Source organism: Gracilimonas mengyeensis, from assembly GCF_900182705.1.
Classification (GTDB): domain Bacteria; phylum Bacteroidota; class Rhodothermia; order Balneolales; family Balneolaceae; genus Gracilimonas; species Gracilimonas mengyeensis.
Genome location: NZ_FXTP01000004.1, coordinates 144,885 through 162,849, shown reverse-complemented (window position 1 = coordinate 162,849; position 17,965 = coordinate 144,885). Strand labels below are relative to the sequence as shown.

At 45.7% G+C, this 17,965-nt stretch carries 9 protein-coding genes; 1 reads left to right on the top strand and 8 read right to left on the bottom strand.

Annotation, left to right across the window (positions count from 1 at the left end; genetic code table 11):
* Positions 1-457: 457 nt before the first annotated feature.
* From FN815_RS06080 to FN815_RS06065, 5 genes are all read right to left on the bottom strand, one after another.
* Entirely contained in the window at positions 458-1,840 is a 1,383-nt protein-coding gene (locus tag FN815_RS06080; protein WP_185957187.1) for a pectate lyase, read from the bottom strand.
* Positions 1,841-1,898: 58 nt separating this feature from the next.
* The gene (locus tag FN815_RS06075) at positions 1,899-4,565 is read right to left on the bottom strand and encodes an exo-rhamnogalacturonan lyase family protein (RefSeq protein ID WP_142453733.1); all 2,667 of its coding nucleotides are present in this window, start codon (positions 4,563-4,565) and stop codon (positions 1,899-1,901) included.
* 98 nt (positions 4,566-4,663) lie between these two features.
* Positions 4,664-4,810 (bottom strand): hypothetical protein, encoded by a 147-nt coding sequence (locus FN815_RS18855; protein WP_185957186.1) that lies wholly within the window; start codon positions 4,808-4,810, stop codon positions 4,664-4,666.
* 94 nt (positions 4,811-4,904) lie between these two features.
* Positions 4,905-6,083 (bottom strand): glycoside hydrolase family 88/105 protein, encoded by a 1,179-nt coding sequence (locus FN815_RS06070; RefSeq protein WP_142453732.1) that lies wholly within the window; start codon positions 6,081-6,083, stop codon positions 4,905-4,907.
* Positions 6,084-6,283: 200 nt separating this feature from the next.
* Entirely contained in the window at positions 6,284-8,143 is a 1,860-nt protein-coding gene (locus tag FN815_RS06065; protein WP_142453731.1) for a hypothetical protein, read from the bottom strand.
* A 661-nt stretch (positions 8,144-8,804) separates the two neighbouring features.
* Here FN815_RS06065 and FN815_RS06060 point away from each other — a divergent pair.
* The gene (locus FN815_RS06060) at positions 8,805-10,784 is read left to right on the top strand and encodes a polysaccharide lyase family protein (RefSeq protein WP_142453730.1); all 1,980 of its coding nucleotides are present in this window, start codon (positions 8,805-8,807) and stop codon (positions 10,782-10,784) included.
* Positions 10,785-11,013: 229 nt separating this feature from the next.
* Here FN815_RS06060 and FN815_RS06055 read toward each other — a convergent pair whose 3' ends face one another.
* The 3 genes from FN815_RS06055 to FN815_RS06045 form a co-directional block, all read right to left on the bottom strand.
* Positions 11,014-12,354 (bottom strand): alpha/beta hydrolase family protein, encoded by a 1,341-nt coding sequence (locus tag FN815_RS06055; RefSeq protein ID WP_221930257.1) that lies wholly within the window; start codon positions 12,352-12,354, stop codon positions 11,014-11,016.
* Between the two features lie 85 nt (positions 12,355-12,439).
* Positions 12,440-14,608: a right-handed parallel beta-helix repeat-containing protein gene (locus FN815_RS06050; protein ID WP_221930256.1), complete on the bottom strand. Its 2,169-nt coding sequence runs from the start codon at positions 14,606-14,608 to the stop codon at positions 12,440-12,442.
* A gap of 471 nt (positions 14,609-15,079) precedes the next feature.
* Complete coding sequence (locus tag FN815_RS06045; protein ID WP_142453729.1) at positions 15,080-17,779, bottom strand: exo-rhamnogalacturonan lyase family protein; 2,700 nt, start codon at positions 17,777-17,779, stop codon at positions 15,080-15,082.
* Positions 17,780-17,965 lie beyond the last annotated feature (186 nt).

Here is a 17,965-nt window from a genome sequence, read left to right as displayed (position 1 = left end):
AACCGGCTTCCGGTGCGCTTGGTGCAATTCGATTACCACAAAGGAATCCCGGTGGGAAAACGCGGGCGACGGTGATCTGGTGGATTTTTCGCTGAATCAATTTAACCGAACGAATCAAATACCTACCCTTCCGCGATGATCTGTTTAATCCGTGTTATCCTCGTTCTAATCTGATATTCATCTTTGACAACATTTTGCCCAACCTCCAGTGAGCAAAGGTGCTTTTCGATCATTTGGACGAGGTTTGCATTCTCTGTTCATCTCACCCAGGGTTGAAACCCGGGGCTATTCATGGTGTTATCCCTCCGGGATTATTTTTCTAATCACAATTCAATTCATTTGGTCTCAAGCCTCGTTATGGAGGTCTTCCTTCTTTGAACTCGTTCCCAACGTCGCGTTGGGAACGCCTGTCAGAACCTCTGGTTCAAAATGGAGGGTTGATTTTATTTTTTTGTGGTTAACTTTCTATGAATTCCAGCATAAGCCCCACATTATCCACAAAATCCTGGGAATCTATTATCGTTGGAGTTTCCTTTTGTTGGCCAAATTTCAAGTGATAAAAATCCAACGTTTCACCGGACATTTGCTTTGTCCAAAGCCCGTTTTGTTTCTGTTCTGATAAGATCATCTGTATTTTATGAGATAAATTTTCATCACTTTTTTGTTCGTAGGTAGCATACAGCTTAAAACGATCTTCTGCACTTCCTTCAATCAATACCTCATAACGTTTCATTAAATCTGAGTCCAGGTAATCACCTTGCCAGCTGTAGCCTGAATGATATTTTAGTGCTTCATCCAAGTCAGAGGTTGTATTTCCAGCTCCCCCCATATACACCGGTTGATTTGTATGCGGATTATAAAACCGAGCCCAATTTCCATTTGGTAAACGAATCTCATTCAGCCATTCTATTGCGGCCATGCCTGACTTTAAATATTTTTTATCTCCTGTGGCTATGTACACTTCAATTAAAAAGTCAGTAACATCCACTGTTTCGGCAGCAGAAAGAGCAGCCGGTTCCCAGGGACGTGCCCCAACGGGCTCCCCATCTAATGTATATTGCTGAGCCCATCCCGTTTCTTTATGCTTTTTTTGAATATCGAGTAAATAATAAGCTCCCCGAATGCCCGCCTCATAATAAGTGCTATCTCCCAACACTTCTGAAAAGGTAAATAAAGTGCTCATCACGCTGGGCATGGCTGCGTCATTCAGCGTAATAAAACGGGTATAATTTTCCTGCAACGGGTATTTTTGAGGCCATCCTCCATTCGGGTACTGAGCATCAAGCATAAATTTAGCTGCTTTCCGAGCCGCATCTTTAAATCTTGAGAGATCTGTTTTCTGCCCTAAATCCAACAAGAAAAGTGCCGCTGACTGAGTAGTTCTGTCATCAAAAGTACCAGATCCATTTTCGTTTATATAAATATCTGCGCCTTCGATATTAGGTGGAAACCATGCGCCTCCCGATGAATCGTAATGCTGAAACCACGATGTATCTTGGCTAAAACGTCCCGGATAAAATTCCTGAGGAAACCCGCCATGAGAAAATTGTCCTTGAAGTAATGCATCCCCGGCCTGAATAGCTGTTTGTAAGTAAGATGAATCCTCCAAAACCTCAAAAGCTTTCAAAAACACTGAACCAATGGCCGGTGTGCCGGGTGGTTGTATGGTAATGATATCATCTTTCCGAAGTAACCACTCTCCAAAAGTAGCAGAACCATCGGTTGTCCAGGCCATTGCCCATCCCCCGTTCTTCTGTAATTTCTGCATTGCTTCCAGGGCTGTGCGTACCGATTTTTCCGTTTCGTATTGAGTAGTTCTGTCTACTTTCGTACATGACATAACGCAGAAGAATACGATTTGAATAATCAGGACATGCCGAATCCATTCGGCATTTTTACTATTTCCCATCATATTCACCTGCCTCAACCTCTTCCAATTCCGGGATCCATTTCCCGGCTAATTCCAGGGTTCCAATAACATTTAAAGCCCATTGGCTTAAATGACCGGTAGCCATATATTTTGGTATCTCATCGGTGGGATATGGCACTCCGGCCTCGTTGACTCTATCAAACTTCTCCGGAAAACGAATCAAACCCGTTCCATCTCCTCCTTCTTTAAACATTTGTTGCCACGCCAAACGGCCAAGTTCCGCGTCATTCTTTTTGTATGCGGCATAGGCAATCGCTCTAGGGGCAGCCATATCACCACCTCCGGTTCTCGCCCATTCTTCGCACAACTCTAACCATACTTCCCAAAATTCTGGTAGATCCAATAATGTCTCTAACTCAAAAGCCACTTCCGCACCGCCCATAATCATCACAAACTGCCCAACCGGCAACCGCTGATCCGGATCGTCATACAGCATCCCGGTTTCCGGATCATAGCCAAAGCTGATAGAAGTCAGTAAGCCATCCGGCATATTGGCCAAAGCCTTCATTCCGGTTTTTATTTTATCACGGTACTTAGTATTCCCGGTTCGTTCCCACTCGGTCATCCAGTTTCCGGCGGCAGCCAGCCAGTCAGGCCCGCTCCGTATATGTGTGGGATATGGGCTCTTCGGTAAAATTTTGCGAAGCGGATCCACTTCCAGAAGAGCATAATCAGCATCTTTAACTTGTGTCAATAGATCCCCTGTACGCTCATCGGTAGTGAGGTAGTAATAAAAACGTTTTAGTAGGGCCTGACTAATTCTCAGTTCTTTTGCGCTATCACCCCAATGACGTACATTATGCCGGGAACCAAGTCCAGCAAATCTCCCCAAATGATACACATCAACTTCTTGTGTATGACGAGTCATGGCTTCGGCCATTTTAAAAATGTCAGCCCGGCCCTTACGCAGGAAACTATACCAAAGCCAGACATCCGGACATTCTTCACTATTCATCCAGGCAAATCCCCCTACATCGTACTTCCACGTATTGCGGAACGGATCATAGGTATGCATAATGTCTCCGTAATCCCAAAAGCCATACCAGCGATGTTCCTCTGCCTGATTTTTGTAGAACGAAAACATCATATCCAACTGATCTTCTAACTTTCTCTTTACAGGATTCGAACGATCCGGAAGACTCCAATAACCAAAAGTGTTCGTTGAATAATAATATTCCGGTGTGCTTACTAATCTTGGGGGGTTGGAGAATGTATCTTCTAATTTCAACAGGCTTTCATTATCCGGCAGGTGATTAAATGCCATGAGCGTAATTTCTGTAGTACGGGCTACTCCATGCGCTTTGCTAAAGCCTTCTTCGTAGTCTTCATAAGATGCCGAAAGTCCGTGTCCCTTGGTATCATAATGCCGAAGATCCATAGCCGGGGCATCTGGCGACCACAACCAAACCATGAGTTTTGCTTCCTCTTTTTCTAAGTCCGTGACTTGCAACTGAGTGGGTGAGAGTTCCCAAAAATTCCTCATGCTTACAGCCAGTCCTCCTTTGGTATCTCCGGTAAAAACCATACCGCTTGAGCGTTCTCCTCTTGCAGATTTCACCCACGCTCCTTCCTGCCCGGTTCGCTTGGAAATAGTGTAGGCACCGTCATTTAACTGTGTAAGTTTAAAGTCATTCCAGATAGCAAGATCATCGATAAGTTTTCCATTGGGGAGCTCCTCTTTATTTGCAACCGTATTTCCTGAAACGTGGCGGGAATAAATACCTTCATCATTCGGCCTTCTTCCTGCTATCAACTGTGCCGGTTCAGAAAAGAGTCCCGTATCACCGGTAAACTTCGCCCAGCGATTATGTGTCTGTTCACGCATGGGCACCGAAAATTCTACTCCCAAACCTTTAATAAAGTCTTCTTTCTGATCTCCATCAAAAACAAAAGAATGAACCATTTTTACGGAACTTTGTCCTGCATAGAAATAGAGCCTAACCACAAATGGCAACCATTCTCTGTCTGACTTCGGCGCAACATGACTTCCTTCAACTTTAACTACCGCCCGAACCGGCCCGGATTGCTCAAGCGTAACCTCCTGGATTCGGCTTACGAATCGTTTCTGTTCAAGAATACCTTCACTCTCTAATCTTGAACGATCCTCATTAATGGCTATAAGCTGACCGTTTTTGCCAACCTGTTGTCCGTTTATTTTTAATGAAGATAAAAATGAAGACCCGTTTTTAGGGATGATGGCTTGTATGACACCAGTATTGATCTCAATTCCAGCCTTTGTTTCCTGGGCCAGAACGAGAGACTCACTCGTGGCAGAAGTACCCACAGATAGTTGAAATCCGTTGCCGGATGAGGGTGGGACTACAGCCGCCAAACCCGTCCATTTAATGGAACCATCCGGCCAGTAAGCCATCGGCCAGTTTTGTACCGGAATTTTTGTACCTGTGTTGTCGGTCAATGAAAAAGTATCACCTGGTTGTACTTCTCCTTTAGTGAAGGGCACTCCCCAGCTTACGCCGATATCTGTTTCAAAACTATTGTCCTCCAGCCATGTAAGTGGAACGCTCTTGCTTTGAGCTATAAGCTGACCATAGTTGCCAGCAAAAAATAAACAGACCAGCACAGAAAGAACTCTGACAGCTCTTTTCTGCGCCTTCATTTTTTTTGAAATTTTCATTAATAAATAACTAAGTAATCAGGTTCATTTAGGGATTCGGACGGGTAAATAAACGGTCATAATCCATCCATTTACTGTTCATGATATCGATCTTTTTCTTAAGCTGATCCGGTAGTTCCGGTGATAGCATCATGATCGTTTCTCATTCCGGTGTTGCTGCTGTATGAACCAATGGAGTGTCCGGCCTCAAGCAGCGCATGAATCTTATGACGATCTTGTAGGTCAAGGTGGTTGTATTTTTGCATGATAACTAAAATATACCACGCTTGACCAAAGACCATGTGGGGCATGCCCAAAGGTTATTTAATCGTGTTGTACTTATTACTTGAACTCAGGACTTTAATCCATTTTATATACTTCGGTACCAGCCAAAAGAAACATACCAAGGCCAAAATCTTCAAAGTCAGGCACAGAGTTATATGTTACTGGCTGACCGGCTGAAGGTTTATCTCCGGTCCCTTGTACATATCCCAGGAATCCATTGGGATGCATACAGTCTTCCACCAGGGTGTTCCATCCTTTGTAAATGGCGGATTCATATTTCTCAGCATCAATGAGCCCATTATTTACTCCCCAGGCCATTCCGTAAATAAAAAAGGCAGATCCGGTTAACTCTTTACCTCCATAATTTGTTGGATCGTGCAAGCTCACATTCCAGAGACCGTCTTCCCTTTGTACCTTCAGCAGTGCATTGAACATTTCCTTGAGCACACTTTTATATTCATCGCGATTTGGAGCGTCCTCTGGTAAATAATTCAGAGTGCGTACCAGTGCACCCACAACCCAGCCGTTACCACGGGACCAATACGTATTTTCACCATTGGGCTCTGTGTGTGGGGGTTTAAAAGAAGCATCCCGCCACCAAAGACCATCTTCCGGGTTGTAAAGTCCACCACCAACTTCATTTTTCATATGCAAATATAGCTCGTGCATTTTTTCATAATAGGCATCGTCGCCGGTTAAAGCGCCAAGCTGGGCAAAAAGTGGCATCGCCATGTAGGACGCATCGATCCAGTTCCAATCACTACCAAACCTACGCCCCTGTGTATCACCTTCCTCAATAAAAGCATCGATGGAGGTCTTCACATCGGCAATGTATTCTGTTTTGGTGGTATCGATTTTATATAAATCGATGTAGGTTTGTCCTGCAAGATGATCATTCCACATCTCTTCAGTGGGCAGTGTCCAGTTTTTCTTTTCTCCCCACTCTATAAGGTATTCAAGATGTCTTTGTTCATTTGTAGTCTTATACAAAGTCATTAATCCTGTAGCGTAAGTACTAAATGTCCATATATTGCTCTGCCATCTTCTTCCATCCGGGAAATCATCATCTTTTCCTCGAGGTGGTTGAATCAGGTCTGCGCCAGGATCGGGAAATTTATTCATAAAATAATCGTTGGCGGTGTTCATCGCAGTGACGATTTCTTCCTTGGATGGTTTTTCAGGAGTTTCGGTTTGCTTGGAATTACACGAAAATATCAAGAAACTTAACAGAAATAAAAATAATGACTTAATCATAGTTATAATTTTAATTGAATTTTTAATCTTTAGTGAATTTATCCATTTTAGTCATGTTTGGAATCATTATATAGAACCCTTTATGTTGTTTCATATATAACGTTTAGACCACGTTCTATGCCCTTTTAAAAAAAACCGTTGGTCTAATTTTACCACAACACAAACCCTTCCAATCAAGTACGTTTATCAACGAACCATTATTATGGATTTGGACGGGTAAACAGGCGGTCATAATCGGTCCATTTACTGTTCATGATATCGATTTTTTTCTTCAACTGATTGGGAAGATCCGGCGACAACACCATGAATGATTCTCCCTCAGGTGTTGCTGCTGTTTCAATGAGAGGAGCGTCTGTACTCATCAGGATTTCTCTTAACTGTACCGCATTATCAATTTCGTTTCGCGCGATGCGCATTAGCTCCTGACGCTTCCAGGAGTTTTTTGCCCCGAGCACAGGATTGGGCTCTGGCTCATTATCATCGTTTTTAGCCAATTCAAGTAATGCCTGGTAGCCTACCATATTGTCTACTGAACGGGTAAAGCTTTCAACTACCGCCAGTCGTTTGTCCAATAGTATCCATTCTTCCCTCTTCGACTCACTTTCAGCACCTTCAATTAACCTCGAAGCTGCCTGTCGGGCTTTATCTAAATCCGACCTCATCAGTTCCGTCACCCGTTGCACCAACAGGTGAGCCCCATATCCCTCATACATGAGCATGGCCTGAATATCGATCAGGTTATTGGCCTGTTCCTCCCCTTTGGCCTGAAATAAATACGGTTCGTAATAACTTTTTTCTTCTTTGGTCAGGTCTTCAGGAAAGGGAACCATCGGCCGGTTTACCCATCGGGCCAGAACATTTCCCATGCGAAAAACGGGACCAAAGTTCAGACTGGACAGGTGCTCTTCCGCATTATGGATGCTTTCCCATATGGTCATCAAATCATCTGCATGTTCTTCTCCGGCCATCTCACTGGCAAACTCCCTCAGGGTAACCATTATCTCAGCGCTATTTTGCGGAGAGGACTCCATCAATTTTTTCTGAAGCTTAAATTTGAAATCGAGTCCTGGCGCCTGGGGAAACTTGGCTCCCAAGGGCCAGCCCGCTTCTGCATTCTTCAGATCATTTATGATTCCTTCTGCAATGCCCATAGGATTTGGAACCCCTAACAGTGGCGGGTTGAAAGCATAGCCATCACTGGGTCGACGCCATCTTATACGCTCACCGTTGTTTCTATATCCTTCAACTGAAAAGCCATCCGGAAAACCTTTTGCAATTTCTTCAGGGTTATCAAAGGTATCCTCCATCCACTGCCGTGGGGGAATCCCGTACATATTCAATACAATGTCTTCGCCGGCTGCTTCCGCTCCTTCATTCAGGGCATGCATAAAATCACGAACGCGATCTTTCATCGGACGGTGTTTGCAAAATGTGGGTCCATTTTTACCGGGGTATAATCCCTCCGACCAACATAATCCTGAACCTGCATCGGTAGTCACAAAGGAAAAGACCTCAATATCCGGAAGGGTTTCAAGCAAACTCTGCATGGCTTCTTTGTACATCTCCAGCACTTCCGGGCGATCCACATCCGGAGAAAAACGAGCGGTGCGTGACCGGTTTACCTGATCTACGCGGGGGCCTCTCAGCTTCGGATAATCTTTAAAAAATGCTTCCGGCAACACATGCGGCTCATTCGTCCGGTAATAGCCTTTTAAATCATGGCGTTTTAAAATTTCCATTCGCGCTTTAAACAACTCGATGATCTCCTCAGCATACTCCATATCCATATAAGGCTGAAGCTTTTCCGGGGGAAATATTTTTAATAAGGAAGGCCGGAACACATACCAGGCGGGATAAGGATCATCCGGCGTATCAAACTGCCACATGGAAAGCGGGATATCATAAGTGATTTTAACGTGGGTGAAACCTGCTTCTTTGGCCTGAATAGCATAGGCTTCATATTCTTCAAGGCTGAGGTTCTGAGCTTTTACATTTCCCGTGGTGAATGTAATCCCCAAAAGAAAAATAAATCCTGCTAACAATCTGGTAAGCTTCTGCATGTTTTTTTGATTCGTTTAAGTTGAAATATTTGAAAAATAAAATGGTGAGATGCTCTAATACGCCGTAACGGTCTATTAGATAAAGAGACATGCAGGCCATGTTTCTACTTGGATTGGGTAGGACGGGAACGTATTCACCAGTTAACAAGAAACGGTTTTTCTGACCACCGGGGCATATAGCGGTATCCTCATGAAAGGCTGATGACGCAGATCAGGCGGATAATCACTGATCTAATTGTTTATCTCACAATCAAATTACCTTTCCGTGAGAATCCGCAAAATCCGTGTTATCTGCGTTCTATTCCCATATTTTCCTATGGTAACAATCTACCCAACCTCCGATTTATAAAGGCACTTTTAGAACATCTGGGCGGAGGTTTTTCCTTCTATTCATCTTTACCCCGGGTTGAAACCCGGGGCTATTTATGTTTCATCCCTTCGGGATTTGGAGGTAATTTTCATCTTCTCATTATCCAACCTTTCCGCCATGATCCGCAAAATCCGTGTCATCTGCGTTCTATTCCGATGTTGCCAATGGTCGGAAAAATCTGCCAATCTACGAATCACCAAACAGCCATTTAGGGATAACCTATATGGAACATTCAGTAGAGATGTTAAGTGATGGTCTCTATTAAGATGAATACAACTATCAATCCCACCTATGAAAATGAAAGACTCTCCTAAAGATATGGCTTTGAAAATGCTTGGTCTTTTTATGATACTGAGCTTCTTTTTTGTCTCTTGCACCACCAAAGAACAGCCCGTCACCATCACTGAAGATGCCGAAACCTACACGCTCGACAATGGCATTGTTACCGCCATGGTAGCCAAAACCTCCGGGGATTTGGTTTCTCTCAGATACCAAGACAAAGAAATGCTGGCAACCTGGTTAACTTCCAAGGGCGAACCCGACTTACAGCGTGATCCGCCGGGACAAAATTTTTGGGGGATGAACCGGGGAATGACCGACCATCAATATGGCTTTTGGTCGCATGATGCCATGGGGCCCAGAGGCACACAAGCAGCTATTCCGACCATCACCATTAATCCTGAAACCAATGGCGGGGAACGGGCTGAAGTTTCCATCAAAGGCATTTCCAAAGGACGTAAAATGGGAACCGGTCCCGGTGCCGATGCTGACGGACAGTTCATGTCAGATATTGAAATCCGTTACTCGCTGGGAAAAGGAGAATCCGGGGTGTATACCTATTCTGTTTTCACCCATCAGCCTGAATATGATCTGACGGTATTGGGAGAAGCCCGCTTTGCGGCAAAACTGAATGATTTCTTTGACTGGATGAGCATCTCTGAAAAACAAAATTTCTACTATCCGGTTGAAAAAAGATTTATTGATAAATATGTCCTCACTGTAGTACAGTCCGAAAACCGCGCTTTTGGCTGGTCCAGCACAACCGAAAATGTTGGTCTATTCTTTATCAATCCATCTATGGAATACATGAGCGGAGGTCCAACCAAAGTAGAATTCCAGGGCCATCGCGACACCAATCCTGTGGCGGCCCCAACCATATTGAATTACTGGAAAAGCAGTCATTACGGCGGCGCCACCTTAACGGTGGATGAAGGTGAAGCCTGGGAGAAAGTAGTCGGACCTTTTTTGATTTACGCCAATGCCGGGGATTCTCCCGGGGCGATGTTTACCGATGCCAAAAAACAAGCCGCAGCTGAAACTGAGAAATGGCCTTATTCCTGGGTGGATGGAGTGGATTATCCCTCTGCAGAAGAAAGAGCGACCGTAAAAGGAAAATTGGTCCTTAACGATCCCATCACCGACAACAATTTTTCAAATCTTTCGGTGGGACTTACCGCGCCCGAATATGAAGCGGTGTATCCCGCCGGTACCGGGAACCGTCGCCCGGTAAACTGGCAGCGTGATGCCAAGCATTACCAATTCTGGACGGATGGAAACGCGGATGGTACTTTTGAAATCGATAACGTGCATCCGGGAGAATATTCCCTTTATGCTTTTGCTGATGGCGTGCTTGGAGAATTTTTAAAAACCGATGTGGTTGTTACAGAAGGTGAGAACCTGGATTTAGGAAACTTAACCTGGACACCGGTACGTCATGGCGAACAAGTTTGGGAAATCGGTATTCCCAACAGAAATGCTTCCGAGTTTTTTAAGGGGGATGAATACAACAATCCCGAATCCCCGATTATGTATGCAGAACTGTTTCCGGATGATGTGCATTATACCATCGGGGAAAGTGATTTCAGGGAAGATTGGTATTTCCAGCATGTGCCGCATAATACCGATTCTGAAGCTGAGCCTTTGCCCTACCGGGGCGTTCCTGCCGAAGGACGGGCAACTCCGTACACCATCACTTTCGATATGCCTTCTGCACCTGAAGGAACCGCAACGCTTCGGGCAGCCATTTCTGGTAACGGGGCTGAAAAGATTGATGTAGAGGTGAATGGTAAACCGGCAGGGTCCATTGAAGATTTGATCCGGGACGGAGCCATTGCCCGGCATGGTAAACAGGGAATATGGCACCAACGAAGTTTAAGCTTCAATGCTGCATTGATGAAAGAAGGTGAAAACACGCTGACCTTAACCGTTCCGGCGGGCTCGTTGAATGATGGGGTGATGTACGATTATATACGCCTTGAGCTGGATGAATAGCGAAAAACCAAAGAAATTCGTCCGACCACTGAAAAGGCACATCCGATGAACCTCATTCTGAAATAACGAAGGCGCAGTATGCCTGAACCACACAGAAGTGGTCTGACGATTGGGTGGACGTAAAGTTGGGAAGCACAATAAAACGGGCTAACTGGCATTCAATCGTCAGACGAGCTACAGTCGTCGGAAGAGGACGGGGAACAGATAAACACTTTTTTATTTACGCCGCTTATTTTTCATCATCCAAATTGAAATGCTTTTCCATAAACTCCACATAAATATCCCAGTCTGAAGGATTTGGTCCATGCCCTCCTTCGTGCATGTAATAGCCAATGGTGTTCAGGATGGGGATTTCTGCCGGGGGCATTTCTTCTGTCTCCAAACCCTTTTCCCCAAACAATTCATACACCGGACCTGCTGCCAAAGCTGCTAAAAACTCACCTTTGGGATCCAGCCACAAATCCTGGTTGCCGGTTTGTAAAAGTACTGGTCGGGGGGCAATCAGCGAAAGCAGCAAGTGACCGTCAACCGGAATATGTTTAGGATAGTCTGCAAACATTTGAAAGTTTTCAGCAAATTGATAAGGGTATCGGCTTGGGGCTGTTAAATGTGCAATGGATTCCCCAAAGTCACGCCCATTCAGTGCCGCTCCTCCAGCGCCCGAACAGCAAGCTATCACCATATCAAACCGCTGATCGCGGGCAGCGGCCCAAAGTACCGTTTTACCAAGGCGGGAAGCTCCAGTTACGGCTATTTTGTTGGGGTCCACTTCCTCATCCGTTTCCAAATAGTCTACCACACGGCTTAGTCCCCATGCCCAGGCTGAAATTGCGCCCCATTCGTTGGGCGCGGGCTTTTGCTGTCCTTCCTTTAAATACAAATTCCGAACTCCCTTTTTCTTTGTAATCCCTTCGGGAAAATCGGGCTCAATATCCCCATAATACACCATAGCAACCCCTATTCCACGGGATAAAAACAGTACCAGTTGTTCATCAAAACTCCACCTTCTCGTTTCTTCCGTTACGGGAACTCTTTCTTGTGATTCCCGGTCCCAGTATTCACCCGGTTTGATGTTCGGATCATCCACGCGGCTTGAATTTGGCGTAAAGCCGAGGGAAATAATAACCGGAACGGGTTTTGGAACATCAGCTGGTAAGTAGATGAGCACATCCATTTCCGGTCCGTCTTTTTTTGCTGAAAAAGATACCGTCACTTGTTTTCGAATGGCTTTCCCATCCAGTGCAGGAGAGCCCTTTTCAAATACATCAAATGAAATATCTTTCCGGGGCTCGGGGGTAAATCCGTACTCAAACTGGTAAAATAATTCCAGCAATTCAGGGCGACGAACATTCATCCAGGTTTCCGCATCCTTCACTTTTTCACCATTGGCCAACGTCAATGGATCGTCTAATACATAACTCCCTGCTTTCGATTCATCATAGTTAACGGGAATGCCTGCCACGCTATCAGGCTTATTCCATTGGCCATGTACCGATGAATATCCTCCCGAAAAAAGAAAGGTTAATACAAGACATACGCATTTTATAACAGATCTTCTTTCAGGTTTCATGATATCTGAGGTAGTTGTTAGCTGTTGACTCTGTTTGGTATAGAAGCGATATAAACTTTCACCACATTTTGGATGTAAGCGTTCGTTATTTAATCAACATCATCTTTTTTGTTTGGGTAAAATCTCCGGCTTTGAGGGTGTAGATATACATTCCTGAAGAAAGTTCGGAAGCCTCAAAATTTACCTCGTAGGCCCCCACTGATTTCCGCTCATTCACCAAGGTCGAAATTTCTCGTCCAAGCATATCAAACACCTTTAATTCCACATGACTGTTTTCCGGAATCTGATAGCTGATTACTGTTGAGGGATTAAAAGGATTCGGATAGTTCTGGTTTAATGATGATTTATCCGGAATACTTCCCTCTTTTTCATTATGAACCGTGGTTGTATAGGTAGTTTCAATAGCGCCAAGATCAGGAGCACTGCTGTTAAATTCGAACCCAATATCCGTTCCTGAGTTTACAGCTCTGCTTCCTTCTGTTGGCCGCATAAAATCCACATCCGGCAAACTGCCGTCTTCTTTTCTTGGGGATGTAAGCAAATCGACATCCAGGCTTTCAAAATCAGAATCTGAAAGTTGTCCGCCCAACTCCCATGAGTTGGTTTCCAGCGTATTCTGGCTGGTATCGATATAGGCAAAATGTCTGAACCCAAAACCTTTCACATGACTTAAATTATTAATCAACACGTGATCGTAGCCATCGGTGTCAATGTTTTCATTATCCTCCCGGCTTGGACGATTCAGCATATTGAAGTTCACTCTGTTTTGAAAAGCCGAGTTGTTATACCAGTTATTCCCTGCCAAATGATGGTTGGCATAAAATCCATTTGCTTTATTTCTGGCAGCAATAGAAAATGTAATGGTATGGCTCGGAATAACTTCCGGGAGTCTGTCCTCAGCATCATGGGCATGCCCGCCCAGTTTAAACCCGGTACCGTCTCCCAGGCTGTTAAAATTAGTATCAAATCCGTTATAAAAGGCCCAGCTGCTGTCAATTTCAACAGCCGCATCTGCCCTGATTACATCAATCCCGTCATCACTATTAAACCAAACGCGGCAGCCTCTGATCACATTACCTACCCCTTCTGCATTGGGGTGAACGCCAATACCATCGTTGTTATCCCCAATTCCATTCTGAGAAACATTATCCCAATTCCGGTATGCATCAATATTTAAAAATAAATTATGGCCTCCGTTAAAGTGCCTCAACCCAGTCCCAACATTGTCGTGCAGGCTAAGATTCTCAAAAATATTGTGATTGCCTTCACTCCGAATAGCATAGGATTCCGTGTGTTCGGTAATCGTAGTCTGAATACCGGTCAGTTCCAATCCTTTGAGGTGTATGTAGTCCCCTCTTACAAAAATACCCACTACTCTTCGGTCTGCCGGTTTAACATTGGAGAAATCAAAAACCGGCGTTTCACCGGGGTATGCCCAGTAATTAATGCGGTTCCCTTCGGTTCCGCTTTTATCTAAAAAGGTAACGCTGGCGAAGAGATTTGAAACGACTTCGGAAATCTGATCTTCACCTACGTTATACGTACCGCCTCGTATATACACCGTATCGCCGGGTGTAGCCAGTTCCTGAGCTTTTTGCATGGTGGCTAAGGGAGTTTCAATGGAACCGTCATTTTCATCATTACCGGCAGGTGCAACAAAAATCTTAGTAAGCTCATTCTGTTCCTGGGCTACGGATGGATCGTACGATACATCTGAGGTTACAACAATATGGTCGAGTAAAGAATTGGGTTCCCTTCCAAAAAAATCAATTTGATGTACTCCGGTTGAATCTATTTCTAAAGTAGAATCAGCACGTTCCCAACGCCATTGCCCATGTGGACTTCCTGCTATTTGACCATTAACGTTACCGTTCAGTCCAAAGAAAAAAGAGTCGCTATCTCCACCTTGAAAGTAAACACGCGCCCAAACATAGTGTGTACCCGTTTCAATAAAATCAACATTGTAAGACAGTTTGATATTTAGATTTTCTGCGTTTTCTTCGCTTCCGTCTCCATCTGCCATATTTGCTTTCATGTAGCCTTCATCCAAATAATCAACAACGGCAGACTCCTGCGTAAAGGTATCACCAGCTTTGGTCCCTGAACCGGGCCGGTTATTCGAAAACTGTTCAGCCGGAATTTCTACCAGCCCACTTGTTTCTGATTGAATGAAATCTGCCTGATCCTGCGAAAAGACTGCAGTGCTTAGTGTAGCTAAAATGATAATCGTTGTAAGTGCCGGTAATTTCATCATTTATTTTTTTTAGGTGTGAATAAATATTCTAAAACTCGTTGTGAAGCTCCTGCTTCCCTGCCTTTGGTGGTATCCGAATAGAACGCTGTATTTGGCAACATTTTTGCTAACCTCCGATTACCAAATATGCTTTAAATGCATCCGGCGGAGGTTTCTTTCTTTTGGGTTTATCCCCCGCGCTTAAAGCCCGGGGCTATTCATATTTCATTCCTTTAGGATTTTTGAACGTTTCTCTACTTCAACATTGGGTATTCCTTGTTGAATGTTCAATGTTTACTACCGACTGGTTCAAGCGTCCCGCTTGGACCACAAGTGCTACAAGCGAGACGCTTGCAGCAGGATAATTTGGAGGTCGTTAGAAAGCTCCGGTTTTAAATATCGTTGTAAACAATATGTGATGCTCTGGCCAGGGCTCGTTACGAAGGTCCACCTTCGTTATGCATACTGCGAAACCCCAGCTTCCAATTCTCATTACGGCGCCCGGCGGGGCAGCTCATCCGATACCATTTCCAGAATCTGGATGGCATTGAGTGACCATTGCCCGGCAGTATTGGTGGTCACCCACCGGGCTTCAGTCACAGGGTTCAATACTTCCGGGGGCATAATTTCTTCGGTTTGCTGTGCAGCGGCAGCTCTCCTGGAAGTCAAATGCTCAATGGCGCGTTCCGCATAAGCCGGATTCCCGGTTTTATAATAGGCGTAAGCCGCCATGCGGTCAGAGCGTGCATATTGCCCGTCACTTCCCTCCGACCACGTTTCCATATCTTTGAGTATGACCTCTTTTGGAGCCCGGGCAAGGCGAGCATACTGCAGCCAGGCTTTCTTCCAGCCTTCATGATCCACCAATTCTGCCAGCTCCGTACCAACCTCTCCACCACCTTGTATGGTAGCCAGGTTATACCTGCCTTTCTCATCCGAAAGCTGGAACAACTCTCCGGTCTCAGGATCAAAGCCTACAACCAGGTTTTCTCCACTCATAAAGCCTAAGGAAAACTCCGAGATGGAATCCATGCCGTTGTATAGCAGCTCTTTCCATTTTTCATCGCCGGTCATTTCCCACATGGTCATCCAGTTACCGGCCAGGGCCAGCCAGTCGGGGCCCAGGCGGAGGCGTGCCGGGTAAGGAAATTCATCGGGGTTTTCGAGCGGCATGGCAATGCGCATGGGATCCAGCTTGGCGATGGCATCGGTAGCATCTTCGGTGGTCTGCCGGATTAAATCGCCCGTGCGTTCATCGGTGGTCAGATAGTAGAAAAAACGTTTGAGCGGCGCTTGCGATACGCGTACTTCTTTAGCTCCGCCTCCCCAGTGACGTACACTGTGCCGCGTTCCCAATCCGGCAAAACGTCCCATGTGGTACACATCCACTTCCTGCGTGTGGCGGGTCATGGCTTCGGCCATCCTGAATACATCCGCCCGTCCGGTTCGAAGGAAGCTGTACCACAGCCACATGTCGGTCATCAGCTCGGTGTTCTGCCAGGCCATCCCTCCAAGATCATATCTCCAAACATGGCGCTCCCAGTCATAGGAGTGAATAAAATCTCCATAATCCCAGAAACCATACCAGTTGTGCTGCTCAACCGAGGTTTGGTAGTAATCGATATAGGCATCCAGCTGGTCTTCAATCTGTCGTTTAAAAGGCGTGGAACGATCGGGCAGGCTCCACATTCCAAACATATCTGTGGAATGATAATATTCCGGGGAAGCTACTACCATAGCCGGTTTACTGCCCTCTTCCGCCATTTTTGCCATTTCGGCTTTTTCGGGAACCCCGGCCGTGGGGTACAACATCAACTCGCTGGTGCGCCCCACTCCATATGCGGTACTGAAACCCTGCTGAATGTCTTCATACACCGACTCCAGACCGTGCGGTTTGGTATCGTAATGACGCATATCCATGGCCGGTGCATCGGGCGACCACAACCACACATACATATCGGCAGCGGCTTCATTAGCATTTTGTATTTCCAGGGATGAGGGATACGACTGCCAGAAATCCTTGAGGCTCACAGCCAGTCCGCCGCTCACATCTCCCGCAAAAAACAATCCATTTGAACGCTTACCTGCTCCGGCCGGAATCCATGCGCTGTGGTCGTCGGTACGTTTTTCAATGGTAAAACCGTCGGCATTGGGTTGATTGAGTTTAAAATCACCCCAAACCGCCCAGTCGGATAAGTAATAGCGGTCACGGTCGGTGAGTTCGTTCTTATTGGGAATACGTTTGCCATCGAGCTGTTTTGGATACACATCATCGTCTGTATCTCCATCTCTTACATACCGGCCTCCCCGACCTATCATGGGACGAATAGGCTCAGCCCAAAGTCCATCATCCTGCCCGGAAAACCGAACGTGACGATTGTGCATTTCTTCCCTCATCGGCACTTTGAAGTGAATACCAGCTCCCCTGATAAAATCCTGATCCTGGTCGCCGTCATAAATTAAGGTATGTACCATCTTCACCGGCTTCCGATCCGCATAAAAATACAAGCGGACCACAAATGGAAGGAGTTCCTCTCCCGTTCGAGGCGCTTTATGGGTTCCTTCCAGCTTAACTACCGCCCGCACGGGACCTTCCTGCTCGATGGTTACTTTCTCCACTTTGCTGTTAAACTTTTGCTTTTCGGGACTATCCCAAGCGTTTAACTCCGGACCATCTTGGATAATCGCCACCAAGTTTCCATTGCTGGCTACGGTTTTGCCATCCACCTTCATGTACCGGATGACATCACCGCCCCATTTGGCAATGAGCACCTGTAGCGGTCCTGTATCGATTTCCCAGGTAGTATCACTTTCCCGAATCTTGATTTCTTGTTCGCCGCTTGCTGATTCCTGTCCCGCTTGCAGCTCAAAATTTGTTCCATGGGACGGAGCTGTAGACATCGCAAATCCGGTCCATTTTACCGAACCATCCGGCCAGTAGGCCATCGTCCAGCTTTGAACGGGAATGTTTTCTCCGTTTCCGCCTTGCAGATTAAAGGTTTCATCGGGTTGAACCTCGCCTCTTCCCCAGGGTACGCCCCAACTCACCCCACCGGCAACTTCAGGAGCACCACCAGAAAGCCATTTTAAATCTACAGCTTCGGGTTGATCTTGGGCGAAGGCCGGGTTCATCATACCAGTAGAAATAAATAGTAAGATGGGTAAGATGAAGTATTTGCAGCGGTTTTTCATGATTGGTTTTGTTTTAGGTGAAAGTCAAAGTTTTGGTCCTTAGTGCTCGTTACGAAGGTCCACCTTCGTGACGCCATCCGGGAAGCTTCAGCTTCCCGTGCTTTGGTAATATCCAAATGGAACGCGGATGACGCCGATCCGGCGGATACTCACTGATTTAGATTGTCATGTAATCCTATACTCTTT